Consider the following 26,597-nt stretch of genomic DNA (forward strand, 5'->3'; position numbering starts at 1 on the left):
CGTAGAGCTCCTAAATTTAGGAGCTTTACTTATTTTACTCCGTTATGAAAATCCTAAACGCAGATCAGCTGAAAATTGTAGACCAGGAAACCATTCAAAATGAAGGGATCAATTCTTGGGAGCTTATGGAACGTGCATCAAGTATCGTGACTACGGCTATCATAGATGACTATTTTGATATCATTAAGGAACTTCCAATCGCCATTGTCTGTGGAAAGGGCAATAATGGTGGGGATGGTTTAGCGATTGCTAGGCAATTGATGGATTCAGGATATGATGTGGAAGTCCGTTTGTTGAAAGCTGATCGCTATACCGCTGACAATCAGCTGAACCAGGCAAAGTTGGAAAATATCCAATATTTTGATTTGGAAGATGATTTAGATCTGCCCTTAGAAGGGTTTTTAATTGACTGTTTATTTGGTTATGGATTGAGCGCTTCACTATCAGATGAATGGAGCGGGGTGATTGAGCAGATCAATGATTTTCAAGGGAGGATTATATCAGTCGATATGCCTTCTGGATTGATGCTGGATGCTGTAGGCAATTTTGAAGACAATATTGTCCGTGCCAGCAAGGTGTACACCTTTCAGTTTCCTAAATTGGCACTTTTATTACCGGAGAATTCCATTTTTGTTGGTGAATTTGAAGTTTTGGACATTGGATTGGATGAAAATTCGATCTTAAAGCAAGGTACTTCCTATCGCTATGTGGAGGCAGGGATGTTGGATATTTTATTACGCTTGAGGTCAAGATATTCGCATAAGGGAACCTTTGGCCATGTAGCTATCATTGGTGGAAGTTTGGGGAAGATGGGTGCGGTCTTGATGGCGACAAAATCAGCATTAAAGTCAGGATGTGGATTGGTTACTGCTTATATTCCAAGATGTGGTTACAATGTTTTGCAGATAGGTTTTCCGGAAGCCATGGTCATACTGGATTCTTCAGAAGAGAAGTTGGTTGACTTTCAGATCCAAGATGATTTTACGGCTTATGGAGTAGGGATTGGGATGGGGAAAGATGAAGAAACGGTCCGTGGGTTTGGTATTTGGTTGCAGTCGCTTGCTGAAGACAGTAAACTCGTGTTGGATGCGGATGCATTAAATATAATTTCTGAAAATGAACATTTGTTGAAATATCTTCCCACTAATAGTATTCTTACTCCGCATCCTAAGGAATTGAAACGCTTGATCGGCGAATGGGAGAATGATCTAGATAAATTGGAGAAAGCAAAGGCATTTAGTAACGAGAACCAGTTAATCCTTGTCATTAAAGGGGCAAATAGCGCAATTGTAAATCCAGCAGGTGAGGTTTATTTTAATTCAACTGGCAATCCAGGCATGGCGACAGGTGGCATGGGGGATGTGTTGACAGGAATTATCAGCAGTTTGTTGGCACAAGGATATAATGCTTTGGATGCAGCGGTTCTGGGAGTTTATATACATGGTTCTGCGGGAGATTTTGCCAAGGATTGGGTAGGAGAGACCAGTTTGATAGCAAGCGATCTGATCGATCATTTGGCTTCTGCCTTTATGAATCTGCTGAATGAAAGTGAGTAAATATGAAATTCAGATGATAGCATTGGAGGAGGGGCTGATTTAGGTCCGGTAAAATATCCTTATCTTTATCCAATGCAAATTCACATTAAAAATATGGTATGTCCGCGCTGCGTAATGGCAGTTGAACAGATCTTGAATAGATTGGATGTTCCTTTTGATGATGTGAATATAGGTTCCATCAACCTGAGCAGAGCCTTGACGGAGGCCGAAAGCATTCAGTTTGATCAAGAGCTGAAGATGATTGGCTTTGAGGTGCTGAAGGACCGGAAGCAAGTGTTGGTGGAGGAGATGAAAATTGCGCTTTCAGAGATGCTAAACGCAGGAGAATCGATGTTAGTTAAAACTTCCAGTTTTTTATCGGAGCGATTTAATTTAGAATATTCTTATCTCAGCAGTATTTTCTCGGAAATCCAAGGGGAGAGTATCGAAAAATATTTGATCAAGCTAAAAGTAGAAAAAGTGAAGGAGTTGTTGAGTTATGATGCCACATTGGCGGAGATTGCAGCTCAACTGCAGTATAGCAGTATTGCGCATTTAAGTAATCAGTTTAAAAAGACAACAGGTCTGAGTCCTTCGGTTTATAAGAAACAGTTGGTTTAGCCTAAAAGGTATAGAACAAAAAAAGCTCGCAATTTGCGAGCTTTTTGTTTTGTTTAATTCTTATTTAAGGTTATCACGGTAAACTGTAGCTTTTTTAACTTCAGTTTGGATATCTTTACGAGAAGCATCATAAGTCAATACTTTCTCATAGTCTGTAATCGCTTTGTTGTAAGCGTCAGTTGCAGTTGCTTTATTGTAGTTAGCAGCTCCCTTAGTACCAGTCAAGATACCTAAGTCACGGTATGCAATAGCGCGGTTTTGATATAATTTAGCGTCATTTGCATTGATAGCGATCGCTTTGGTATAGTCAGCAGTAGCTGATTTCAATAAAGCTTCACGTTCTTGGTTACTCAATTTCAATTCTTTGTTTACTGCCATATTGTTGTTAGCTTTTGCTTTGTAGTAGTAAGCAGAAGTATTTTTGGCATCCAAAGAGATTACTTTGTTGAAGTTAGCGATAGCTTTCTTGTAATCACCGTTTTGGAATTGAGAGTAACCTAATAAATACACAACTTCAGGTTCGTTTCCAGCATTAGGTAATGCTTTTTCGAATTGAGTTGCAGCTGTTTTAAAATCACCATCCAACAATGCTTTTTCACCAGCACGTACATTTGGATCGCTGTGTTGTTTTTCTTGTGCTTGTGCACCCATCGTAGCTAATGCCAAAGCAACAGTAGCTAACCCAATCTTAATCGTCTTCATCTGTGTATTCAAGTTATTTAATTTCATGTCTGAATTTTTATGTTGTTTTCCCTGTAAATTTTCACACTCCTACTAATAGAGTAAAAATCTGTTAAATAGTTTAACGTCGCAATCAATAGTTATAAACATTTCCACATTTTGTATATTGCCTCTAATTATTTCAGAAATCTATACACAAAGGTGACAAAGAATGTGCTGATTACTGACGATTTAACAGATACCAAACAATAATAGCATAAAATGTACCAAAATTCGGACTTGGCACTTTGCTTGCACTATATGAGTTCATTAATTTTAAAATAAAAAATAGCTGATCGTCTGACAAGATGTCGGCAAGCTGGACATGTACATATGAACAAATTTGATTCATTCAATTTTAATCAAACGTTACCTATCATAAACGAAGAAACTGAATTCTTTCCATTATTAACTCAGCAAGATGAGGACGAAATGAGGAATGCAGAAATTCCCGATCAACTTCCAATTCTACCCTTAAGGAACACGGTTCTTTTTCCAGGGGTAGTGATTCCAATTACGGTTGGTCGTGATAAGTCTATTAAACTGGTAAAAGATGCCTACAAAGGGGATCGCACCATTGCTGTTGTATCTCAAAAAGATATGAGCGTGGAGGACCCAAACTTTGATCAACTGAACAAAGTGGGAACCGTTGCCCATATCATCAAGATTTTGCAAATGCCTGATGGAAACACTACGGTGATCATCCAGGGTAAGCAACGCGTGAAACTTAAGGAACTGGTTCAAACGGAACCTTATCTGATTGCCCGTGTAGAGAAATTTCCAGAGGATAAACCAAAAACAAGCAGTAAAGAATTCAAAGCCTTGATTTCTTCTGTTAAGGAAATGGCTTTGCAGATCATTCAGCTTTCGCCAAACCTACCGAGTGAGGCTGGGATTGCTATCAAGAATATCGAAAGCCCAACTTTCTTGGTCAACTTTATCTCTTCTAACCTTTCTTTGGAATTAGAGCAGAAGCAAGACCTTTTGGAAATTAAAGATTTCGTGAAGCGTGCTAAACAATTGTTAGAGCATTTGACGACTGAAATCCAGATGTTGGAGCTGAAGAATCAAATCCAAAATAAAGTAAGGATTGATTTAGATAAACAGCAACGTGATTATTTCCTGAGCCAACAACTGAAGACCATTCAGGAGGAACTGGGAGGAAATACTCCAGACCTTGAGATCGAAGAACTGAAGAAAAGGGCTAAGGCAAAAAAATGGAGAGATGATGTGGGCAAGCATTTCCAAAAAGAATTGGAAAAATTAGCTCGTATTAATCCGGCAGCTGCTGATTATTCGGTTCAGTTAAACTACCTGGAATTGCTCTTGGATTTGCCATGGGGTGAATTTACCAAGGATAATTTTGATCTGGCAAGAGCGGAAAAGGTTTTGAACAAAGACCATTACGGGCTGGAGAAAGTGAAGCAACGTATCATTGAGTATTTGGCTGTATTGAAGCTGAAAAATGATATGAAAGCTCCGATCTTGTGTTTGGTAGGGCCTCCAGGAGTAGGAAAGACTTCATTAGGAAAATCCATTGCCAAGGCATTGGGAAGAAAATATACTCGTATGGCTTTGGGAGGTATCCGCGATGAAGCTGAAATCCGAGGACATAGGAAAACCTATATCGGCGCAATGCCGGGTCGTATTATTCAATCCCTGAAAAAAGCAGGTGCTTCAAACCCTGTGTTTGTATTGGATGAAATCGATAAAATTGGTTCTGATTTTAAAGGTGATCCATCCTCAGCTCTATTGGAGGTACTGGATCCGGAACAAAATACCCACTTCTATGATCATTATGTAGAAATGGAATATGATCTATCCAAAGTGATGTTCATTGCTACTGCCAACTCATTGAGCGGTGTGCAACCAGCTCTCTTGGATCGTATGGAGATTATTGAAGTCAATGGTTATACCATTGAGGAGAAGATTGAAATCGCTAAGAAACACTTGCTGCCTAAGCAGAGGGAAATGCATGGTATCCAAGCAAAGGATATTTCTTTGAAACCGAAGATGATCGAAAAAATCATTGAAGAATATACGCGTGAATCGGGTGTTCGTGGTTTGGAAAAGAAAATCGGTTCGATCGTAAGAGGGATTGCGACAAGGATTGTGATGGAAAAACCTTATGATCATAACCTTTCTGCCGAGGATGTGGAAGAGATCTTGGGGCCTCCAATCTTTGACAAAGATCTTTATGAAAACAATGATATTGCTGGGGTTGTAACTGGCTTGGCTTGGACTTCCGTAGGCGGTGATATCTTGTTTATCGAGTCTAGCTTGAGTCCGGGTAAAGGGAAATTGAGTTTGACCGGTAACTTAGGGGATGTGATGAAAGAGTCAGCAGCAATTGCAATGGCTTACTTACGATCGCATTCAGATGAGTTTGGTATTGACTTTAAAGTGTTTGACCAATGGGACGTGAATATACACGTGCCTGCAGGTGCTACTCCGAAGGATGGACCATCAGCTGGTATTACCATGTTGACTGCTTTAGCATCCTTGTTTACCCAGCATAAGGTAAAACCTAAATTGGCTATGACCGGTGAGATCACTTTACGTGGTAAGGTGTTGCCAGTAGGAGGGATCAAAGAGAAAATCTTGGCTGCTAAGCGCGCAAATATTAAGGATATTATCTTAAGTAAATCCAACCAAAAGGATATTTTGGAAATCAAGGAAGATTATATCAAGGATTTGAATTTCCATTATGTTACTGAAATGCGTGAGGTTGTTAAATTGGCACTTCTTGATGAAAAAGTGAAGAATGCGAAACAATTAAATCGAGAGAATTACTAATACTAAATTGCATAATAGCTAAGGCACAATTCATTCAGAATTGTGCCTTTTTTATGTTCTGTAAAGCTGGGAAATAAATCTTTAGTGTTTGGTAATCAGGTAGAATTGTCAGTAGTATTCCATCTTGTAAGGTTAATTTTAATTATAATTTAATAAACAGTATTTTTGCGGCAATGAATCTCAACAGTAATACAGCGAGGTTTGTCAAGCGGGTTATTACCTCACCTCTTTTAATTTATATCATCCGGTGTCTGATTGGTTTTGTCGTGGGTTACTTATTGTATCTAAGGTTTAAACAGTTTGAGATCTTCTGGGCATTATTATCCATTATTTTAGTTATTTCACCTGAGGAAAAGGATTCCAAACGACTTTCCATAGAACGTTTCAAGTCCAATTTTGTTGGTTCTGTCGTTGCAATGGCCTGTGTATGGTTATTGCCCAAATCGGTGTACTCTATTATGACTGGTATCGTGCTGACGATATTTCTTTGTTGGGGATTCAAGATCCTGAATATGGCAAGGGTGGCAATTGTGGCTCTGTTGATCATTATGATTGAACCACATCATACCCAAATAGCATATACTCCAATCTATCGTGCTCTATCTACTGGCCTTGGCTGTATAATAGGTTTGACCATAGTGATCGTCTCTTCGGGCCTGATCCAATTCCTGCGAGATAAATACAAAGTGTTTACAGAGCCTGCCTAACAGCGAGTTGCAATATTAAGCCAGCACTAACAATTAATTCATTATTTTTACGCCAATGATTGAATTATATACTGACGGCGCATCTAGCGGAAATCCAGGTCCTGGTGGTTATGGAACTATCCTAAGGGCAATATATCAAGGCTCAAATCCTGAATTTCAAGGTAAGCTCATCGAAAAGGAATTTTCGGGCGGTTTTAGGAAAACAACCAATAACCGGATGGAATTGCTCGCAGTAATTATTGGTTTGGAGGCCTTGAAAAACCTAAATCAGCATGTAACCATCTTTTCAGATTCGAAATATGTAATCGACGCTATCGATAAAAAATGGGTGTATGGCTGGATAAAAAAGGGATTTCAGGGAAAGAAGAATAAAGATCTATGGATGCGGTTGATGAATGTATATAAATTGCACCAGGTCAAATTAGTTTGGGTCAAGGGGCATGCTGGACATCCATTGAATGAACGCTGTGATCAATTGGCTGTTAAAGCATCAAAAGATAAATCCACATGGAAGATAGATTCTGTTTTTGAAGCAGAATTGCAAAAAGGCTTAGATATTTAATCTAAGCCTTTTTCTTTTTTTATGTTATAATGGATTGTTTAGATCAATCCGGCACGTTTCAACAATGGATCTACGGATGGTTCTTTGCCTCGGAACTGTTTGTATAGTTTCATAGGGTGTTCGGTTCCACCTTTAGATAATATATTGTCTTTGAATTTCTTTGCAACCTTTGGATTGAAGATACCTTCTTGCTTGAAATAGTCGAATGCATCTGCATCCAATACCTCAGCCCATTTATAAGAATAATAGCCCGAAGAGTAGCCGCCATCAAAGATATGGGAGAATGAAGTGGACATCACATTTTCTTTGACATCCGGGTAGATGGCTGTTTCCTCAAACTGTTTGGTTTCGAAGTCTTTTACCTTACTGATGGAGCTAGGATCCTGTCCATGCCAGCCCATATCCAATAGTCCAAAGCTCAACTGTCTGACGGTTGCCAGTCCTTCTAAGAAGGAAGCGGAGTCTTTGATTTTTTGGATGTATTCCATAGGAATGGTCTCACCTGTTTCATAATGTTTTGCAAATAGCTTCAGGGCTTCTTCTTCGTAGCACCAGTTTTCCATGATCTGACTTGGGAGTTCGACGAAATCCCAATACACGGAAGTGCCCGAAAGCGTAGGATAGGTGCTGTCGGCCAACATACCATGCAAGGCATGGCCAAACTCATGGAACAAGGTTGTAACCTCGTTGAACGTCAATAAAGATGGTTTACTCGAGGTAGGCCTTGTAAAATTACAGACGATGGATACATGTGGTCTTTCATTATGACCATCTTTAATGTATTGCGATTTGTAAGAGGTCATCCATGCTCCATTTCGCTTTCCTTTGCGAGGAAAGAAATCGGCGTAGAAGACTGCTACAAGATTGCCATCATCGCTGCTCACCTCATAGGTCTGCACCTCTGGGTGATATTTGTCTATATTTTGGATTTCCTTGAAATTTAAACCGTAAAGACGATGAGCTATTTCAAAGACTCCGTTCAATACATTGTCGAGTTTGAAATAAGGTCTTAATTTTTCGTCATCTAGATTAAAACGTTCCTGTTTCAATTTCTCGGAATAATAACTGCCATCCCATTTCTCTAAATGGACTAAGCCATCTTTTTCCTTTGCATATTGGCTCAGTTCATCAAATTCTTTTAATGCTGCGGGTTTGCCTTTTGCAAGCAGGTCATTTAAGAATGCCGTAACGGTATTGGGATTTTGTGCCATGCGTTCTTCTAATTTGAAGTGTGCATGGGAATCATAACCCAATAACTTAGCACGTTGATGTCTTAGTTTTGCTATTTTTAGGATAATTTCTTCGTTGTTATTGGCATTATCTTGAAAACCCTTTTTACCGGCAGCAATTGCTAATTCCTTTCTCAATTCACGATTGCTTGCGTAGGTCATAAAAGGGATATAACTTGGATAATCCAAGGTGAATATCCAACCTTCCTTTCCTTCCTCTTTGGCAAGCTCATGAGCGGCTTCAATTACAGATTCTGGAAGCCCATCTAGATCTTCCTTTTTCAAAATATGTAATTGATAAGCATTGGTATCCGCCAATACATGTTCTGCGAAATTTAATTTCAACACAGACATTTCTTGGTCTATTTCACGAAGTTCCTTCTTCTTTTCATCAGAAAGTAGGGCGCCATTTCGAACAAAATCCTTGTAGTTTTTAGTCAGGAGCGTGTCTTGTTCAGGACTCAGGTTTAAGTTTTCCTTTTGGTCATATACTTCCTTGATCTTTAGGAATAGATCGTAATTCAAGGTGATGTCCGAGCTTAATTCTGCCAACATAGGAGCTACTTGCACGGCAATTTTTTCTAATTCATCATTCGTTTCCGCAGAATGGAGATTGAAAAATATATTGGAGATCCTGTCCAATTGCAATCCTGAAAAGGAAAGCGCTTCGATGGTGTTTTCAAAAGTAGCAGGTTGGGGATTAGAAGCGATCCGTTCAATTTCCTTTTTCGTTTCAGCGATTGCTTCTTGAAATGCCGGAACGTAATCTTCGTTTTTGATTTGGGAAAAGGGAGCAGTATTGTAATTCGTCTCGAAAGACTTTGTCAGAATATTCATAGTATTTAAAGTTACAAATATAATTCTAGTGGAAATGTGTCCTGAATATACATTTATCAAGATTTTACGGAAACATTACGTATTATTATGCTGTTATAACAATAAAAAACAAAAACATGAGAAATATCGCGAAGTCCTTATTTGTTGTTCCGGTTCTGTTGATAAGCATGAGTGCTTGTAATAATTCAGGACAGGAGGCGAAAGGCAACAAGGAAAATGATTCTGTGGATAATGATTGGACTGCGACAGAGTTGGTCGGAAAATATGTGTTTGAAGCAAAAGGAGATACCATATTGCTGGATTTAAAAAACCAAAATGATTCTTTGGTGGGTCACTTAAGTTATAATTTCCAAGAAAAAGATAAGAACAATGGTGAGTTCCGAGGTGTAATCAAAGACTCTTTATTGGTTGGTGAATACAGTTTTATGTCAGAGGGAGTGAACTCTGTAAGAGAAACAGTTTTTGGCATTGTTCCTGAAGGATTAATCGAAGGTTTTGGCGATGTGGAAGAGATTGATTCGAAGTTTGTTTTCAAAAATATAGATAGTTTGAGGTTTGATCATGGGATGATTTTACATAAAAAATAAGCTTCTACAGGGGTGTTAGTTGATTTTATTTAAAAAGTTTGGTCATTTGATTAAAATGTTTGTTCAATTAACGTAAATGTTCTTATCTTTGTGCAATCTCAAGTGGAAAGCACAATGACGAATAAGAAGGAAGAGAAAGAACTAGATACATCAACCGAAGAAAAAATAAAAGAAGCAGCCCGCATCGTATTTCATAAGAAAGGATTTGCAGCGACCCGGACTAGAGATATTGCTGATGAAGCAGGAATCAACTTATCCCTTTTAAACTATTATTTTAGAAGTAAGGAAAAGCTTTTTGAACTCATTATGTTGGAAACATTAGGTGAGTTTGTTAAAGGCCTGGTCATGGTATTGAATGACCGTGAGTCTACCTTGTTGGAGAAGGTGAGTGCCATTGCAGAGCATTATATCGATTCAATCAAGGATAAGCCCGAGATCCCTGGGTTTATTGTGAGTGAAATCCGCAACAATGTCAATAATATTTTAGAGAAAATTCCAGTCCGCGAAATATTGGGTGAATCTTTCTTTGCCCAACAATTGGATGCGGAAATCAAGAAAGGAACCCTGAAAGAGGTTAGTCCGATCCAATTCATAATGAATGTTCTGGGTATGGTCCTGTTTCCTTTTATTGCTCAGCCTATGATCATGAGCGGAACTGGTCTTAATAATCAAGAATTTTCTGCCTTGATGGAAGAGCGTAAGAAGTTGATTCCCATTTGGGTACAGGCTATGTTTAAAGCATAGTCTATTTTTTTATCTATGAATTGGTCAATTGTTTAAATCAATATATTAAAATATATGATTAAGGTAAATGTCTTTACGAAAGTTTTAAGTTTTATTCTATTTACGGGGCTAGGAATTAGCTTCGCGTTTGCTCAAACTACGGCGGGTAACTTAAGTTTAGAGGAATGCTACAGCTTAGCCCGCTCAAATTATCCTTTAATCAAGCAGCAAGATCTTATCTCGAAAACTAATGAGTTTTCCTTGGATAATGCCCAAAAGGCGGTGATGCCGCAGTTGACTGTTGCTGGGCAGGCGACCCATCAATCGGATGTTACATCGATGCCTATTAAGCTTCCTAATATGGAAATTCCTACCATTAGTAAGAGTCAATATAAGGTTTATGCGGAGCTGACACAATCTTTAACAGGTTTAGTGAATCTTAAGGACCAAAAAGAAAGCTTGAATGCCAACACTGCGGTAGAAAACCAAAAGGTTGAGGTAGAAATGTACAAGCTCAAAGAACGGATTAACAATCTCTATTTTGCCATATTGCTCTTAGAAAAGCAAAAAGAACAGATCGAGCTGAGTATCCAAGACCTACAGAGCGGAATTGAAAAAATGGAAACAGCAGTAGCCAATGGCGTTGCGCTTAGGAGCTCTGCGAGTAATCTGAAAGGGGAAAAACTAAAAGCTGATCAGCGAATTACAGAATTGGAATTTAACAAAAAAGCTTATTTGGAAGTTCTAGGAGTGATGATCGGACAAAAGCTAGACCCTAAAGCCAGATTACAGACTCCCTCTTCATTGCAACTGAACAATGAAATCCATAGGCCGGAACAAACCTTGTTTTCCCTCCAGAGAAAATCTTTAGATGTTCAGAATAAATTGATTGATAATAAGTCCTTGCCTCAATTTAGCCTTTTCGTTCAAGGTGGTGTTGGCCAGCCGGCATTGAATATGCTGAATCCGGAAACTCAAGGGTTTTATATTGCTGGATTGCGTTTGGCTTGGAACCTGAATAGTTTCTATACCCAGAAAAATGAGAAGAATATCATAAGGAACAATCAAAGGATATTGGATGTCCAAGAGGAAACTTTCCTGTTCAACACAAAAATGAATCTGAATCAACAACAAACGGAGTTGTCTAAGTATCAGGAGCTGCTAAAAACCGATCAAGAGATAATCGACCTTCGCGAACAGGTGAAAAATTCTACTTTGAACCAGTTGAATTATGGAACAGCAACTAGCAACGATTACCTCATTTCGGTGAATGTAGTTGAACAAGCGAAACAGAACTTGGCCCTACATGAAGTGCAATTATTAATGGCTCAATATAACTTACAAACAACAACTGGAAAAGCAGAAAATTAATCATAATGAAAAGACTAAAAATATATTTGCTCCTAGGTACTGGAATACTGGCTTTAGGGTCCTGTAAAAATGATAAAGATACCTTTGATGCGTCAGGAAGCTTTGAAGCGATAGAGACCATCATATCTGCAGAAGCAAATGGAACCATCAAGGAATTTAATCTTGAAGAAGGGGATCAATTAGCCGTAGGTCAGCAAATAGGTTATATAGATACGGTGCAGACTTATCTTAAAAAACGCCAATTGGAAGCACAGGTAGGAGCAGGTTTAAGTCGAAAACCTAATATTCCTGTCCAGCTTTCTGCCATCAAGGAACAGATACAACACCTGGAACGAGAAAAGATCAGGACACAGAACTTAATTGCTGGTGATGCGGCGACTCCAAAGCAGTTGGATGATATCAATGCGCAGATAAAACTATTAAACAGGCAATTGGATGCACAACAATCCAGTCTTTCGATTTCAAATCAAAGCATAGGAAAAGAGGTAGTGCCATTGGAAGTGCAGATCTACCAATTGGAAGATCAATTAAAGAAATCTAAAATTGTAAACCCTGTTCAAGGGACAGTCTTGACAAAATATGCCGAAGTAAATGAAACTGCCGGTATGGGGAAACCCTTGTATAAAATCGCGGACCTATCCAGTATGATCCTGAGGGCATATATTACGGGCAATCAACTTCCAAATGTCAAACTTAATCAAAAGGTTCAAGTGTTGACCGATGATGGAAACGGTGGTTACCATACTGCCGAAGGTATCATTACATGGATAAACAGTAAGGCGGAATTCACTCCGAAAACCATACAGACCAAGGATGAGCGGGCTAATCAAGTTTATGCCATCAAGATCAAGGTAAAGAACGACGGAAGGTATAAGATTGGCATGTACGCTGAAATAAAGTTTATCTGATATGGATATGGTGCAAGTAGTTGATCTGGTAAAGACTTACAATAAAGGTGCCCTAACTGCAGTGGACCATGTTGACTTTTCTGTAAAAAAGGGAGAGCTCTTTGGTCTAATCGGTCCAGATGGCGCCGGGAAGACCAGTATTTTCAGGATATTGACTACACTCTTGATGCCCACTGAAGGTGCTGCAACCGTTGCAGGTTTGGATGTTGTCAAGGAATATAAGCAGATCCGTAAGCTAGTAGGCTATATGCCTGGTAAATTTTCTTTGTACCAAGACCTGACCATTGAAGAGAACTTGAATTTCTTTGCTTCTGTTTTTGGAACCACCGTAGAAGAAAACTATGACCTGATCAAGGATATTTATGTGCAGATCGAACCATTCAAGGATAGAAGAGCAGGTAAATTGTCTGGCGGGATGAAACAGAAGCTTGCACTGTGCTGTGCTCTGATCCATAAACCTGAGGTCTTGTTCTTGGATGAACCTACAACAGGTGTAGATGTTGTTTCTCGCAAAGAATTTTGGGAAATGCTGGCAAGGCTAAAGGACCAAGGGATCACGATCTTGGTTTCAACACCCTATATGGACGAGGCAACCCTTTGCGAACGCATTGCCTTGATCCAAAATGGTCAGATTCTGAGCGTTGAAACTCCTGAAGAAATCATCAAACAGTATCCAGACCCATTATATGCCATCAAGGCTAATAATATGGGTAAATTATTGGTTGATCTCAGGAATAATCCGAATATCAAAACTTGTAATGCCTTTGGTGAATACCACCATATCAGTTTTAAAGAAGATCAAGGCCATGCTAAGGAAATGCTGCTGAAGTCCTTGGAAAATCAAAACCATCAAGGCTTAATTATCGATGATATCCAACCGAATATCGAAGATTGTTTCATTAATCTAATGAACTAATATGACAGATGAAGTGGTAATAAAGACGGATAAGCTGACCAAGAAATTTGGCGATTTCATAGCGACCAACTCCATTAGCTTTGAGGTTTATAAAGGTGAGATCTTTGGGTTCTTGGGTGCCAATGGCGCTGGTAAAACCACAGCCATGAAGATGCTTTGTGGTCTTTCAAAGCCTAGTTCTGGAGAAGCGAATATTGCTGGTTTTGATATCTATAAACAAACAGAGGAAATCAAGAAAAACATTGGTTATATGAGCCAGAAGTTTTCGCTTTACGAGGATCTAACAGTAAATGAAAACATTGATTTTTTTGGAGGCATCTATGGCCTCAATAATAAGCAACTTAAAGAAAAACGGACCGAACTATTAAAAACCTTAGGTTTGGAGAACGAAGCCAAAAAATTGGTGGCCTCACTGCCCTTGGGTTGGAAGCAAAAGCTGGCATTCTCAGTTGCGGTCATCCACGATCCGAAGATCGTTTTCTTGGATGAGCCTACCGGTGGAGTGGATCCTGTTACCCGTAGGCAGTTTTGGGACTTGATCTATGCTGCAGCAGCTCGTGGGATAACCATATTTGTGACTACCCACTATATGGATGAAGCAGAATATTGTAACCGGATATCGATGATGGTGGATGGTGAGATCAAAGCCTTGGATAGCCCACTAAACCTGAAACAAAAATATAAGGCAGATACTATGGATGATGTGTTTTATGAACTGGCTCGCGCCGCAAAACGGAAGGGGGATTAGATGAAACAGTTTATGTCTTTCGTAAGGAAGGAATTCTACCATGTGTTCAGGGATAGAAAGACTTTGTTGATGTTGTTTGGACTGCCGATCGTGCAGATTGTACTCTTTGGATTCGCCCTTACCAATGAGGTGAAGAATGCGAAAATCGTGATCTGCGACTATTCACAGGACATTGCAACGCAGGAGTTAACCAGGAAGTTTGAAGCAAATCGAAATTTCCAGGTTACTAAATCCTTAATGAGCTATAAAGATATTGAGGACTCCTTCCAAAAGGAAAACATCAAGCTTGCGGTAGTTTTTCCTGCGAATTTCAATGAGGATCTACTGCATCTGAAAAAAGCACAAATCCAAGTGATTACGGATGGGTCTGATCCTAATACTGCCAGTACCTTGCAGAATTATGCAAATGCCATCATCTTGGATTATCAAATGGAATTGATGCAGGGTCAAGAGATACCTTATTCCATCAATACCGAACTCAGGATGCTCTATAATCCTGAACTCAAGGGCGCGATGAACTTTGTTCCGGGGATTATGGCCTTGGTCCTAATGCTTATCTGTGTGTTGATGACAGCCGTTTCTATAGTGAAGGAAAAGGAAATGGGAACCATGGAAATCTTATTGGTTTCGCCGTTTAATCCATTTCTGGTGATTGTGTCAAAGGCACTTCCTTATTTCATGTTATCATTGATCAATTTGGCGGTCATCTTGATCATGGCAGTGACGCTTATGGGGATGCCGATCCATGGCAGTTTGATCTTGTTGGTCGCTGAGAGTGCCCTGTTGATCATCTGCGCCCTATCCGTAGGCCTTTTGATTTCCAATGTGACTAATTCCCAGCAGGCAGCTATGTTGATCTCAATGATGGGGATGATGTTGCCAATTCTTCTGTTTACCGGTTTTATGTTTCCGATTGAAAACATGCCCATGCCATTGCAGATAGTTTCCAATTTAGTTCCTTCGAAATGGTACTATATCATCGTAAAATCCATTATGTTGAAAGGGTTGGGGATTACTGCCATCTGGAAAGAAACCTTGATTCTGATCGTAATGACGGTAATTCTTTTGGTATTAAGTTTGAAAAATTTTAAAACAAGATTGGAATGAGATCATTGTTGTTTTTATTAAGAAAGGAATTCAAGCAGATCTTTAGGAATAAAGCATTGCTGCCATTGATTTTTATTGCACCCATCATGCAATTGATAATCCTTCCGTTTGCGGCGGATTACGAGGTGAAAAACATCAATGTCTCCATTGTGGACCATGACCATTCTCCATCTTCCCAACAATTGATTGCGAAAATGACGGCTTCTGGATATTTTAGGTTGACAGATTATGGGCAATCCTTTAAAGAAGCTTTGAAACAGATTGAAAACGAAAAAGCAGATTTAATCCTGGAGATTCCAACGAATTTCGAAAGGGATCTGATCAAAGAGAAGTCAGCCGAATTGTTTATAGCTGCCAATGCGATCAATGGCGTGAAAGCAGGTTTAGGTTCAAGCTATCTCAGCCGAATAATCAGGGACTTCAATGAAGATATCCGGACCAAATGGGTTAACCAAAATGGAGTTTCTGCCAATTCGCTTATTGATGTCACCTCTTCCAATTGGTTCAATCCATACCTGATCTACAATAAATTTATGGTACCGGGTATTTTGGTCGCTCTAGTTACCATGGTCTGTTCCTATATGTGCGCCTTGAATATCGTCAAGGAAAAAGAGGTCGGAACAATTGAACAGATCAATGTGACACCGATAAAGAAATATCAATTTATTCTTGGTAAACTGATTCCATTTTGGATCATTGGCATGTTTGTCTTTACTGTAGGATTATTTGTGGTTGGCCGATTTATATATGGAATTGTGCCCGTTGGCAATCTGTTTTGGTTGTATGGTTATTTATCGATTTACCTGATTGCCATTTTAGGGCTAGGCTTGCTGATATCAACCATTTCGGAAACACAGCAACAAGCGATGTCGGTCGCATTCTTTTTCATCATGATCTTTATGATGATGAGCGGATTATTTACATCTATCGACAGCATGCCTCAATGGGCATACATAGTCACGAAAATGATTCCTGTAACTTATTTCATTGAAGTGGTCCGGATGATTGTTTTAAAGGGCAGTGATTTCTATGATATCCAACATCATTTCTTGATCATCACCGGATTTGCCCTTTTGCTGAATGGCTTAGCGATCTGGAATTATAGAAAAACATCATAGGGCAATATCATTAATTTAAGGATTTTATGTCGAGGTCACAATCTTTTAATGGTTTCTCAGACCAGACTTCAATCCTTCCGCAGGAAGTCCTTTAGCAACCGGCTCATTTCCAGTGGCGGAAAAATGGAAAGAATGCCGTTGACCTGTGCGATGGGATTGGCCTTGGGATGCTTTCTTCAAAATTCTCCAACTAAAGGGAGAATTTTGAAGAAAGATATCCCCGACAACAAGGCATTCTTTTCATGTGCGCTGGATGGTGCGAAAAGCCACCTTAAATGAGCCAAAGCGTTTTGGTTACTTTTGCGCTTCAAAAGTAACGAAGGATCTTTGTTTTTTAAAACTTAAGAGGTTTATTCATAGGGGTTTATTCAATCCCTATCCACCATTCCTTGGTGTCATTATCTTTATCTAAATAAATAAGCTGTCCCATTCTTGGAGTCCAAATTGGGACATTTTTATTCTTAGCCTCTTTCGTAATACGGATCATGGGGTCATCCCAAGCATGATTGGCAAGAGGAAATTTAGAGTTATGGACAGGGATTATTCTTTTCGCCTGCAATTCCTGAGCTGCTGTAACAGCTTCTTCCGGCATCAGGTGAATGTATTTCCATAATTCATTGTATTGCCCATTTTCAAGGATGGCAACATCAAAAGGACCATATTGATCGCCTATTTCCATAAAATGTTTGCCATAGCCAGAATCTCCGCCTACAAATATTTTCAACGAATCAGCTTGAACAACAAAGGATGACCATAAGCTAGTATTTCTCTTTAACCAACGGCCAGAAAAGTGCCTTGCAGGTGCAGCGGTGATTTGTAAACTGTCTAGCGTCAATTTCTCACCCCAATACAATTCATGGATCCGTTCAGTAGGGTAGCCCCATTTTTCGAAATGGGCTCCAACCCCTAAGCTCGTCACCACGTCCTTTACCTTACTCTTCAATTGCAATATGGAAGGATAATCCAAGTGGTCATAATGATCATGGGTAAGGATGAGGATATCGATTTCAGGAAAATCTTCCGCATTATATTTATGGGTCATTTTGAATGCCTTTACACTGCCCGGAATGGGTGAGGCATTCCCATTTAAAACAGGGTCCACCAAGATCCTTTTTCCATTCAACTGCATATAGTAGGAGGAATGACCAAACCATACATATACATTTTGGTCCAATGGAATGTTCTTTAAATCAGTAATCTCGACGGGTAAAGGTTTTGCAGGGACATTTCTCTTATCTTTTTCAAAGAAAAAAGACCTGAATACAGCAACTTGGCTTACACCTTCCTTAATAGCTGGTGTTTTTTCTAAATTGTCAAATACCCCATCTTTAAAGGTGGCGGTATGCTCCATTCTCTCCAATCGATCAGCAGAAGCCAAAGCTCCCATTTGATCCGAACGGCTTAATAAATATACTGCCACAGCGATAATTAGGACTAAGGCAAGGATGATATACATAAGTATCTTAAATATTTTTTTCATGTTAATGCGGCACAATTTACAGTATTATCTGTAATCTGATTGCAATAAATGAATTAGGTAAAGTATCTCACTCTTGATTTCAATAATTATGTAAAAATTAACCAATAAAAAATAAAAAAATTAACGAATAGTTAATTTTCATTTATAATTTTGTGTTAGTTCTTTAACATAAACAGTGAATCATGTATTTAATTGGAGATTCTTCGATCAAATTGTTTTATAAAACTATTAACGATTTGGACAAGAAGTATCAAGATTACCTCGCCAATGATGGGAAGTGGTTAGGCGGGGGATTTCAAAATTTATTTTGCGTCTTACCAATACCAGGCTCAAAAAACTACCAACTAAATTTAAAACCAGAGGTATTTATGCAATTACCTCGAACATTACGAAAAGAAATCAGCGGATTAGTGTTTATGGATGGCTAGGCATATAAAAGGTTTAGCCCTAAAGTAAAAAAGCAAGTTAATTGATATTAACTTGCTTTTTTTATTGTGAAATCAGGCTTATTGGTAGCCCAATAATTTCATGACTTGTTTTGAATTTTGCTCTTCGCCAAACACCTCATAGTTAAATGTCTCGTCTCTATTTCTGCGGATCAAAACATGCTTCGGTGAAGGTAATAAACAATGGTGAATTCCACCGTAACCACTCAATACTTCTTGATAAGCTCCAGTGTGGAAGAAACCAAGATATTGTACTTTTCTGGTTTTTGGCATAAATACCGAGTTCATATGGGCTTCTTGGTTATAGTAATCTTGACCATCGCAAGTGATACCACCAAGGTTAACACGCTCATATTCCGAATCCCAATTGTTGATCGGCAATAAGATGTACTTCTGGTTCAACGCCCAAACATCAGGAAGGTTGGTGATAAAAGAACCGTCCAACATTAACCATTTTTCACGGTCGTTCTGTTGTTTTCTGCCCAATACCTTATAAAGGATACCTGAAGCCTCAGCAACAGTGTACTTACCAAATTCCGTAATGATATCCGGTTCTACAACCTCATGGTGAGCACAGATCTGTTTGATGCGGTTGACAATCTCGTTAACCATGTATTCATAATCGAAATCATGAACCAATGAGTCTTTGAATGGCATACCACCACCAATGTCCAAAGTATCTAAGTCAGGGTTGATCTTTTTGAACTTACAGTACAAGGTCACATATTTCTCAAGCTCATTCCAGTAATATGGAGTGTCAGAAATACCTGAATTGATAAAGAAGTGCAATAACTTCACTTTGAAGTGTGGATTATCTACGATTTTGCTGTTGTAGAAATCGATCACATCTTCCATCCTGATCCCTAATCTGGAAGTATAGAATTGTGAATCTGGTTGCTCCTCAGCAGCAATACGGATACCAAGGTTACAAGGTTCAGAAAGCTCAACTTCATCATCATACATGTTGAATTCCTCTTTGTTATCCAATACTGGGATAATATTACGGAATCCATCATGCAACATGTCAACAATGTACTGTTTGTATTGGTAGGTTTTAAAACCATTACAGATCACTGTAATGTCCTTAGTCACCTTACCTTGTCGCTCTAAGGCATCAATCATAGGCATATCAAAAGCCGAAGAAGTTTCCAAGTGGATATCATTCTTCAAGGCCTCTTCAACGATATGTTTGAAATGCGAAGATTTTGTACAATAGCAATATTTATAGGATCCGCGATAGTTATATTTCAACATGGCTGTTTGAAATAAGATTTTCGCTTGTTGTATCTTTTTGCTGATAATGGGTAAATAGGTAAAACGTAGGGGAGTACCGTACGTTTCTATCATTTCCATCAAATTCAAATCGTGGAAGTACAATTCGTCATCGATGATATCGAATCCGTCTTGCGGAAAACCAACACTTAAGTCAAGAAATTCCTGATAGCTCTGCATTTTTTATTATTTTTGGCAAAGATATGCTTTCACGATGAATACCTAAATAATCAATGCGTTATTTTTTAAATTCATTATCAGAAAGTTACGAATATTACGAAATATTTACATGGCAAAATCAATCCAAGAGCTGCTTATTGAGAAGACAGTTGAAGCGGTAAATGCATTGTATGGAGCAGAAATCCCTGCTTCTCAACTCGCATTACAAGAGACTAGAAAAGAGTTTGAAGGTCAAATCACTATAGTTGTATTTCCGGTTACCCGATTTTCTAAAAAATCTCCGGAAGTTACTGGAAATGAAATAGGTACTTATCTAAAAGAAAACATCCAAGAGATCAGTGACTTCAATGTGATCAAAGGTTTCTTGAACCTGAGTTTCTCTGATGATTACTGGATCTCCCTGTTGAATACAACCATCCTCCCTGATTCATTCGGAAAATACCCGCAGAACGGTAAAAAACTGATGGTGGAATATTCTTCACCTAACACCAACAAACCACTGCACTTAGGACACATTCGTAACAATTTATTGGGCTATTCCGTGGCCGAAATCCTTAAAGCTTATGGTTATGATGTGGTAAAAGCCAACCTTGTCAATGACCGTGGTATACATATCTGTAAATCCATGTTGGCATGGCAAAAGTTCGGTAACGGTGAAACACCTGAATCCGCAGGATTAAAAGGAGACCATTTAGTTGGTAAATATTATGTGGTTTTTGATAAAGAATACAAAAAGGAAATCGACCAACTGAAGCAAGAAGGCCAATCGGAAGATGATGCCAAAAAGAATGCCCCATTGATGAAAGAAGCGCAAGTGATGCTTCAAAAATGGGAAGCAAACGATGCTGAGGTCATCAACCTTTGGAAAACCATGAATGGCTGGGTATATGCCGGTTTTGATAAAACTTATAAACAGCTTGGTGTAGATTTCGATAAATTCTATTACGAATCGGAGACCTACCTTTTGGGAAAGGATATCATCCAAGAAGGTCTTGAAAAAGGCGTTTTCTTCAAAAAAGAAGACAACTCTGTATGGATTGACTTAACTGATGAAGGTCTGGACCAAAAGTTGGTGCTAAGAGGAGATGGAACATCTGTATATATCACACAAGATCTAGGTACTGCGCAATTGAAATATGATGAATTCAAAATGGATGAATCCATCTATGTTGTAGGAAATGAGCAAGATTACCACTTCAAGGTATTGTTCGCCATTTTGAAAAAATTAGGCAAGGAATGGGCAAATGGTCTTTACCATTTATCCTATGGTATGGTGGACCTCCCATCTGGCAAGATGAAATCCAGAGAGGGAACTGTCGTGGATGCCGATGATCTAATGGCGGAAATGATCGAAACTGCCAAAGAAAGAACAGAAGAATTAGGGAAAACTGAAGGTTTTAATGAAGAAGAAAAAGCTTCCTTGTATCAAACCATCGGTATGGGTGCTCTTAAATATTTCCTATTAAAAGTAGACCCTAAAAAACGTTTGCTTTTTGATCCAAATGAATCGGTGGACTTCCAAGGCCATACGGGTCCATTCGTTCAATATACCCACGCAAGGATTAAATCTGTGCTTCGCAAAGCGGAATATACAGGAGCGGATGTGAAAACACCTGCTTCCATTTCTCCTTATGAACGCGATTTGATTCAGGCATTGGCAAATTATCCTGCTATCATTGAAGCTTCTGCGCAAGAATTCAGCCCTGCGCAATTGGCAAATTATGCATACGATTTAGCTAAACTCTACAATAAATTTTATCACGAGGAAACGATCCTAAAAGCTGAAGACGAAAACGTCAAAGGCTTCCGTCTGCAAATGTCTGCCTCAGCAGCAAGGATAATTGCGGAAAGCATGAACATGCTAGGGATCCAAGTACCGGAAAGAATGTAATTATGAAAAACCTTAAAGTCGGATTAATCGGATTTTCAATAGGGGGGCATGTTTTTCATGCCCCATTTATTGATGGCAATCCTGATCTAGAATTATACAAAGTCACTGCCCGCAAACCTGAACAACAGCAAATGTTAGCCGAGCGCTATCCCAATGCTACTGGGGTCCTGTCTGCAGATGATATCATCAATGACCCAGAAGTAGATATCGTTGCGATCGCTACATCAAATGATGTACATTTCAGCTTAGCGAAAGCAGCTCTGGAAGCTGGTAAGCATGTGGTCGTTGAAAAACCTTTCACCAATTATAGCACTGAGGCCGATGAATTAATTGCTTTAGCAAAAGAAAAAGGTCTGCTATTATCGGTGCACCACAATGCCCGTTTCCATTCCGACTTCAAAACCGTTAAAAAGGTGATTGAATCTGGAAGATTAGGAAGAGTGGTGAATTATGAAGCTCGTTACGACCGCTTCAGGAACTTCTTGAGAGCCGGAGCATGGCGTGAAGAGAACTTACCTGGATCTGGTATACATTATGATCTAGGTGCTCACTTGCTCGATCAGGCTTTGCAAGTCTTTGGAAAACCAGAAGCGATATTTGCTGACCTCCGTGTTCAACGTGATGGTGCAAAGGCAATCGATGATTTCGAGTTTATCCTGTCTTACCCCGGTATCAAAGTTTCCTTGAAAGGACAGATGCTGGCTAAAATATCCACCGCTCGATATGCTGTTTATGGAATGAATGGCTGTTTTGTGAAATGGGGCGTGGATGCTCAGGAAGCTTTATTGCGTGACGGAGTTGTCCCTGCCAGCATGCAAGACTGGGGTAAGGAAGATCCATCTTTTCAAGGCACACTTTCCATTGTAGAAAATGGAAAAGATGTTGAAGAGAAAATTGAAAGCGAATATGGTTCAGGCCAAGATTTCTATAAGAATATTGTCGCTGCTATCAAAGGTGAAGAAAATCTGTTCATTAAGCCTGAGCAAGCACGCGATGTCATCCGTTTATTGGAACTTGCAGAAAAATCTTGGGCAGAACAAAGGACTATTCCTTTGGAAGGAGAGTTGATTTCCTAATGAAAGATTATGATGCGATAATCATTGGAGCTGGTGCCTGCGGACTGATGTGCGCGGTGCAGGCAGGATTTCTGGGTAAAAGGACTTTGTTGATTGAACGCAATGAAAAACCTGGCGCCAAGATCCTGATCTCTGGTGGTGGTCGATGTAATTTTACAAACCTTTATACCTCAGTAGATAACTTCGTTTCTGAAAACCCAAAATTCCTTAATGCTATGTTTTCCCAATGGACCGTGGAAGATACCATAAACTTCTTCGAACAGTTCGGGAATATACAAGGGCAAGAAAAGACCTTAGGCCAGTTATTTCCAGTCTCGAATAAAGCGAAGGATATTGTCGCAGTTTTTACCAAGTTAATGTATGAAACAGGACAGGATATCTGGTTAGATACCTTGGTGACTGATGTGCAGAAAACAGATGCTGGCTTCAAAATCAGCTACGAGAAAAACGGCAAACAAGCAAAAATATCTACGCCAAAAGTTGTTCTGACTACCGGAGGTTTGCCGGTTGCCAAACTAGGCGCTTCCGATTTTGCCATAAAGCTGGCACGTAGGTTTAACCATAGAATAGTGGAAACAGCACCGGCCTTGGTTCCATTGACCATTACCGGTAAAGATGCAAACTGGTATGCCTCACTTGCTGGTAATTCCGTGTTCTCTAGGGTATTTAACGATAAGATCTCCTTTGAAGAAAATATCCTTTTTACCCATTGGGGACTTAGTGGGCCAGCAATCTTACAGATCTCTTCCTATTGGAGACCTGGAGAGCATTTCAGCATTGACCTATTGCCGAAATTCAAGTTAGATAATTTGATCAAGGAAGAACGGAACAATGCAGGGAAAAGGACCGTTGGACAATTATTAAATGACCATTTTACCAAAAAAATGGTGGATGCCCTTGGTGAGTTCCTGCCCATTCAGTTAAAAATAGCCTCCCTAAGTAAGGCAGATGCCAAATTGGTGTCAGATAGCATCCATCAATTTAAAGTGAAGCCTGCCGGAGATAAGGGCTATGATAAGGCCGAGGTTATGCGAGGAGGGATAGCAACGGACGAGTTGAACCCGAAAACGCTGGAAAGCAAAAAGCAGGAAGGACTTTATTTCGGTGGTGAAGCTGTGGATATCACAGGCTGGTTAGGCGGATACAATTTCCAATGGGCATGGGCAGCCGGCTTTGCTATCGCCCAAGATCTATAATCAAAACTTTTGGACATAAAAAAAGGCTGCAACCTATTGGGTACAGCCTTGGTAATTATTTTGGGGAAAGTAGTTTCTTGTTTTTTAGATCCTTTAATTAAAATTTGTGTTCCAAAACACCTTCTTTTTTAATGTCTGTAATGTTTGCTTCTAATTTTTTCACTGATTTGTTGTCAACCAAGATTTCTAAGTTTACTTTTCCTGGTTTGTCTACTGTAGTTTTGATTTTCAATGCAGCGTTCTTTGCTGGAGCCGGTCTTCTCAATCTGATTTCTCTTGGAAGTTTGTCTGTATCTTTAACCGCAATAGTTGAATCTTGACCTTTGTACCCAGTTATCACTAAAGATTTTAACTTCAAATCTTTTACTTGCGAGTTAATTTTGTAAACCACGTTTACCAATTTTGTCTTTTTCTTTTCTGGTTTTGGATCCCCCTTTTTCGTGCAAGAAATAGTTGTTAATGCGCCTGCCATTGCTGTAACAGCTAATAATGTCCTTAAAAATGTAGTAGTTTTCATGTTAAGTTATAAATAATGTTTAATAAATAATTAAAAAGAACATCTTGTCGACTTATGTTTTATCATATAACGACAATAAAATTTAGCTCGCTACAGGTGAAGTGAAAAATATTTACTTTTCTTGTTAATTATTTTTCAATTCTATCAAAAATGTATGTTTAGCCTTATTCCATTGAATTTTTTGTAGTTTTGCACATTGAAGCAAACTGGTTCTATCGCTGCATGTTACATGGAGAGGAAAGTCCGGGCAACATAGGGCGATACGCTTCCTAACGGGAAGGCTGATTTTTTATCAGACAGCAAGTGCCACAGAAAATATACCGCCCCTCGGGGTAAGGGTGAAAACGTGAGGTAAGAGCTCACGGATTTGTATGGCGACATACATCTCGGTAAACCTCGTATGTTGAAAGACCAAATAGGTTGCAAGATTAGAAAGCGGCTCGTTTTCTGCCTTCGGGCACTTGCAATGGGTAGGTTGATGGAGTCTGTGTGTGAATGCAGACCTAGATAAATGATAGAAATTCTTATTTTAGAATACAGAACCCGGCTTACAAGGTTTGCTTCTTTTTTTTTAATTATTGTACATTTTCTATTGCCTATAAACAAGTGTGTTAAGTTATGACAACAATTTTAATTATAGATGATGAGCGCCCAATCCGTAGCTCGTTACGTGATATCTTGGAATATGAAGATTATAAAGTCCTCGATGTCGACAACGGTGAGGATGGTCTGAAGATTTTGCAGAAAGAAAAAATCGACTTGGTATTATGTGATATCAAGATGAACAAAATGGACGGTATGGAAGTACTGACCGCTGCAAAAGAGTTTTCCGATATCCCGTTCATCATGATCTCAGGACATGGTACCATTGAAACAGCGGTTGAAGCTGCGCGTAAAGGGGCCTTCGACTTCCTGGAAAAACCTCTTGACCTCAACAGGTTATTGATCACCGTAAGGAATGCCCTAGAAAAGGGCTCCTTGGTTAAGGAAACAAAAGTCCTTAAACGTAAAATCTCCAAAACAAAAGAAATTCTAGGTGACTCTTCCGGTATCAACTTGATTAAAGATACCATCGAAAAAGTAGCCCCAACTGAAGCACGCGTCTTGATCACTGGTGCTAATGGTGCTGGTAAAGAATTGGTGGCGCGTTGGTTGCACGAAAAATCATCTCGCTCGGGTTCTACCTTAGTCGAAGTAAACTGTGCTGCAATCCCTTCTGAATTGATCGAGTCTGAATTGTTCGGCCATGAAAAGGGATCCTTTACCTCAGCGGTAAAGCAACGTATCGGTAAATTCGAACAAGCAAACAACGGTACACTCTTCTTGGATGAGATTGGTGATATGAGCCTTTCCGCTCAAGCCAAGGTATTGAGAGCCTTGCAGGAAAATAAAATCACTAGGGTAGGTGGTGAAAAAGAAATCGATGTCAATGTGCGTGTAATTGCCGCTACCAACAAAGATTTATTGCGAGAAATCGAAGAAGGTAACTTCCGTATGGACTTGTACCACCGTCTGAGTGTTATCTTGATCCATGTGCCATCTTTAAATGAACGCAAGGACGATATCCCGACTTTGGCCAATGCCTTTTGCGAAGAGGTTTGTGCAGAGTACAGCATGCCTGTCAAAGCCTTTACGCCTGATGCTATGAAAGCGCTTCAATCGTTGCCTTGGACCGGGAATATCCGCGAACTGAGGAACATGATCGAACGCTTGATCATCTTGTGTGATAAGAAGATCACCGAAGAAGATGTCCTGAAATTCGCTAATCCCGGAGGTCCTATCACTGCAAATAGCCTGGCAGGAAACCATACGAGCAATGGATTCGATATGGAACAATTTACCTCCTTCCAAGACTTTAAAGACTTCTCTGAATGCGAATTCATTAAATACAAATTGGAAAGAAACAATTGGAATGTCTCCAAAACAGCAGATGACCTGGATATCCAACGAAGTCACCTGTACAGTAAGATCGAAAAATTCGGACTGAAAAGAGACTAAGCATAATATCTTGAAATATAATACAAACACAATACAACGAAAAAGGCCTGATCTAA

23 protein-coding genes and 1 other RNA gene are annotated in these 26,597 nt (G+C 39.4%); 19 read left to right on the forward strand and 5 right to left on the reverse strand.

From position 1 onward, the window contains the following. The first annotated feature begins 44 nt into the window (after window positions 1–44). The gene (locus tag ACK2WI_RS09490) at window positions 45–1,556 is read left to right on the forward strand and encodes an NAD(P)H-hydrate dehydratase (RefSeq protein ID WP_409150534.1); all 1,512 of its coding nucleotides are present in this window, start codon (window positions 45–47) and stop codon (window positions 1,554–1,556) included. Window positions 1,557–1,628: 72 nt separating this feature from the next. After that, window positions 1,629–2,156 (forward strand): helix-turn-helix domain-containing protein, encoded by a 528-nt coding sequence (locus tag ACK2WI_RS09495; protein WP_409150536.1) that lies wholly within the window; start codon window positions 1,629–1,631, stop codon window positions 2,154–2,156. A 60-nt stretch (window positions 2,157–2,216) separates the two neighbouring features. Here ACK2WI_RS09495 and ACK2WI_RS09500 read toward each other — a convergent pair whose 3' ends face one another. Further along, window positions 2,217–2,885, reverse strand: coding sequence for a tetratricopeptide repeat protein (locus tag ACK2WI_RS09500; protein WP_093095065.1), 669 nt, complete (start codon window positions 2,883–2,885; stop codon window positions 2,217–2,219). Between the two features lie 324 nt (window positions 2,886–3,209). Between ACK2WI_RS09500 and lon the strand changes: the two genes are divergently transcribed. From lon to rnhA, 3 genes are all read left to right on the forward strand, one after another. Next, window positions 3,210–5,672 carry an endopeptidase La gene (gene lon, locus ACK2WI_RS09505; RefSeq protein ID WP_093095067.1) on the forward strand — a complete coding sequence of 821 codons (2,463 nt, stop codon included), beginning with the start codon at window positions 3,210–3,212 and terminating at the stop codon, window positions 5,670–5,672. Window positions 5,673–5,845: 173 nt separating this feature from the next. Then, window positions 5,846–6,379: an aromatic acid exporter family protein gene (locus tag ACK2WI_RS09510; protein WP_093095069.1), complete on the forward strand. Its 534-nt coding sequence runs from the start codon at window positions 5,846–5,848 to the stop codon at window positions 6,377–6,379. 55 nt (window positions 6,380–6,434) lie between these two features. Then, window positions 6,435–6,941 carry a ribonuclease HI gene (rnhA, locus tag ACK2WI_RS09515; RefSeq protein ID WP_409150538.1) on the forward strand — a complete coding sequence of 169 codons (507 nt, stop codon included), beginning with the start codon at window positions 6,435–6,437 and terminating at the stop codon, window positions 6,939–6,941. Window positions 6,942–6,979: 38 nt separating this feature from the next. On the opposite strand, the gene ACK2WI_RS09520 is transcribed toward rnhA, so the two are convergent. Next, the gene (locus tag ACK2WI_RS09520; protein WP_409150539.1) at window positions 6,980–9,007 is read right to left on the reverse strand and encodes a M3 family metallopeptidase; all 2,028 of its coding nucleotides are present in this window, start codon (window positions 9,005–9,007) and stop codon (window positions 6,980–6,982) included. Window positions 9,008–9,123: 116 nt separating this feature from the next. On the opposite strand from ACK2WI_RS09520, the gene ACK2WI_RS09525 reads away from it, so the two are divergent. The 8 genes from ACK2WI_RS09525 (at window position 9,124) to ACK2WI_RS09560 (ending at window position 16,485) form a co-directional block, all read left to right on the forward strand. Next, entirely contained in the window at window positions 9,124–9,594 is a 471-nt protein-coding gene (locus ACK2WI_RS09525) for a hypothetical protein (RefSeq protein WP_409150541.1), read from the forward strand. 114 nt (window positions 9,595–9,708) lie between these two features. After that, window positions 9,709–10,338, forward strand: coding sequence for a TetR/AcrR family transcriptional regulator (locus ACK2WI_RS09530; RefSeq protein ID WP_409150542.1), 630 nt, complete (start codon window positions 9,709–9,711; stop codon window positions 10,336–10,338). 54 nt (window positions 10,339–10,392) lie between these two features. After that, window positions 10,393–11,688, forward strand: coding sequence for a TolC family protein (locus tag ACK2WI_RS09535; protein ID WP_409150543.1), 1,296 nt, complete (start codon window positions 10,393–10,395; stop codon window positions 11,686–11,688). A gap of 5 nt (window positions 11,689–11,693) precedes the next feature. Next, window positions 11,694–12,596: an HlyD family secretion protein gene (locus ACK2WI_RS09540; protein WP_409150544.1), complete on the forward strand. Its 903-nt coding sequence runs from the start codon at window positions 11,694–11,696 to the stop codon at window positions 12,594–12,596. 7 nt (window positions 12,597–12,603) lie between these two features. After that, on the forward strand, window positions 12,604–13,512 hold the full coding sequence (locus ACK2WI_RS09545) for an ABC transporter ATP-binding protein (protein WP_093097683.1): 909 nt from the start codon (window positions 12,604–12,606) through the stop codon (window positions 13,510–13,512). Window position 13,513: 1 nt separating this feature from the next. Further along, the gene (locus ACK2WI_RS09550) at window positions 13,514–14,260 is read left to right on the forward strand and encodes an ABC transporter ATP-binding protein (protein WP_409150545.1); all 747 of its coding nucleotides are present in this window, start codon (window positions 13,514–13,516) and stop codon (window positions 14,258–14,260) included. Then, window positions 14,261–15,367: an ABC transporter permease gene (locus ACK2WI_RS09555; RefSeq protein ID WP_409150547.1), complete on the forward strand. Its 1,107-nt coding sequence runs from the start codon at window positions 14,261–14,263 to the stop codon at window positions 15,365–15,367. Beyond that, window positions 15,364–16,485, forward strand: a complete 1,122-nt coding sequence (locus ACK2WI_RS09560; RefSeq protein ID WP_409150548.1) for an ABC transporter permease — start codon at window positions 15,364–15,366, stop codon at window positions 16,483–16,485. The genes ACK2WI_RS09555 and ACK2WI_RS09560 overlap by 4 nt, the downstream gene beginning before the upstream one ends. Before the next feature lie 364 nt (window positions 16,486–16,849). Here the strand turns inward: ACK2WI_RS09560 and ACK2WI_RS09565 are convergent, their stop codons facing one another. Continuing rightward, complete coding sequence (locus ACK2WI_RS09565) at window positions 16,850–17,965, reverse strand: MBL fold metallo-hydrolase (protein ID WP_409150550.1); 1,116 nt, start codon at window positions 17,963–17,965, stop codon at window positions 16,850–16,852. Between the two features lie 182 nt (window positions 17,966–18,147). Here ACK2WI_RS09565 and ACK2WI_RS09570 point away from each other — a divergent pair, with 182 nt between their 5' ends. Next, window positions 18,148–18,393, forward strand: a complete 246-nt coding sequence (locus ACK2WI_RS09570; protein ID WP_312697285.1) for a hypothetical protein — start codon at window positions 18,148–18,150, stop codon at window positions 18,391–18,393. A gap of 78 nt (window positions 18,394–18,471) precedes the next feature. On the opposite strand, the gene ACK2WI_RS09575 is transcribed toward ACK2WI_RS09570, so the two are convergent. After that, a complete protein-coding gene (locus ACK2WI_RS09575; protein WP_093095091.1) occupies window positions 18,472–19,863 on the reverse strand; it encodes an arginine decarboxylase in 1,392 nt (463 codons plus the stop codon). A gap of 109 nt (window positions 19,864–19,972) precedes the next feature. Here ACK2WI_RS09575 and argS point away from each other — a divergent pair, with 109 nt between their 5' ends. From argS to ACK2WI_RS09590, 3 genes are read left to right on the forward strand one after another with little or no spacing between them, the layout of a single operon-like run. Further along, a complete protein-coding gene (gene argS / locus ACK2WI_RS09580) occupies window positions 19,973–21,754 on the forward strand; it encodes an arginine--tRNA ligase (RefSeq protein WP_409150552.1) in 1,782 nt (593 codons plus the stop codon). A gap of 2 nt (window positions 21,755–21,756) precedes the next feature. Then, window positions 21,757–22,830, forward strand: a complete 1,074-nt coding sequence (locus tag ACK2WI_RS09585) for a Gfo/Idh/MocA family oxidoreductase (protein WP_409150553.1) — start codon at window positions 21,757–21,759, stop codon at window positions 22,828–22,830. After that, window positions 22,830–24,026, forward strand: coding sequence for an NAD(P)/FAD-dependent oxidoreductase (locus tag ACK2WI_RS09590; protein ID WP_409150682.1), 1,197 nt, complete (start codon window positions 22,830–22,832; stop codon window positions 24,024–24,026). The genes ACK2WI_RS09585 and ACK2WI_RS09590 overlap by 1 nt, the downstream gene beginning before the upstream one ends. A gap of 97 nt (window positions 24,027–24,123) precedes the next feature. Here the strand turns inward: ACK2WI_RS09590 and ACK2WI_RS09595 are convergent, their stop codons facing one another. Next, window positions 24,124–24,543: a hypothetical protein gene (locus tag ACK2WI_RS09595; protein ID WP_313367277.1), complete on the reverse strand. Its 420-nt coding sequence runs from the start codon at window positions 24,541–24,543 to the stop codon at window positions 24,124–24,126. Between the two features lie 199 nt (window positions 24,544–24,742). Here ACK2WI_RS09595 and rnpB point away from each other — a divergent pair. Together rnpB and ACK2WI_RS09605 are read left to right on the forward strand one after the other, a co-directional pair. Beyond that, window positions 24,743–25,110: RNase P RNA component class A (gene rnpB / locus ACK2WI_RS09600), an RNA gene on the forward strand. Window positions 25,111–25,161: 51 nt separating this feature from the next. Continuing rightward, complete coding sequence (locus ACK2WI_RS09605) at window positions 25,162–26,541, forward strand: sigma-54 dependent transcriptional regulator (RefSeq protein ID WP_093095101.1); 1,380 nt, start codon at window positions 25,162–25,164, stop codon at window positions 26,539–26,541. The last annotated feature ends 56 nt before the right edge of the window (window positions 26,542–26,597 follow it).

Source organism: Sphingobacterium sp. BS-2, assembly GCF_046161205.1.
GTDB lineage: Bacteria > Bacteroidota > Bacteroidia > Sphingobacteriales > Sphingobacteriaceae > Sphingobacterium > Sphingobacterium mizutaii.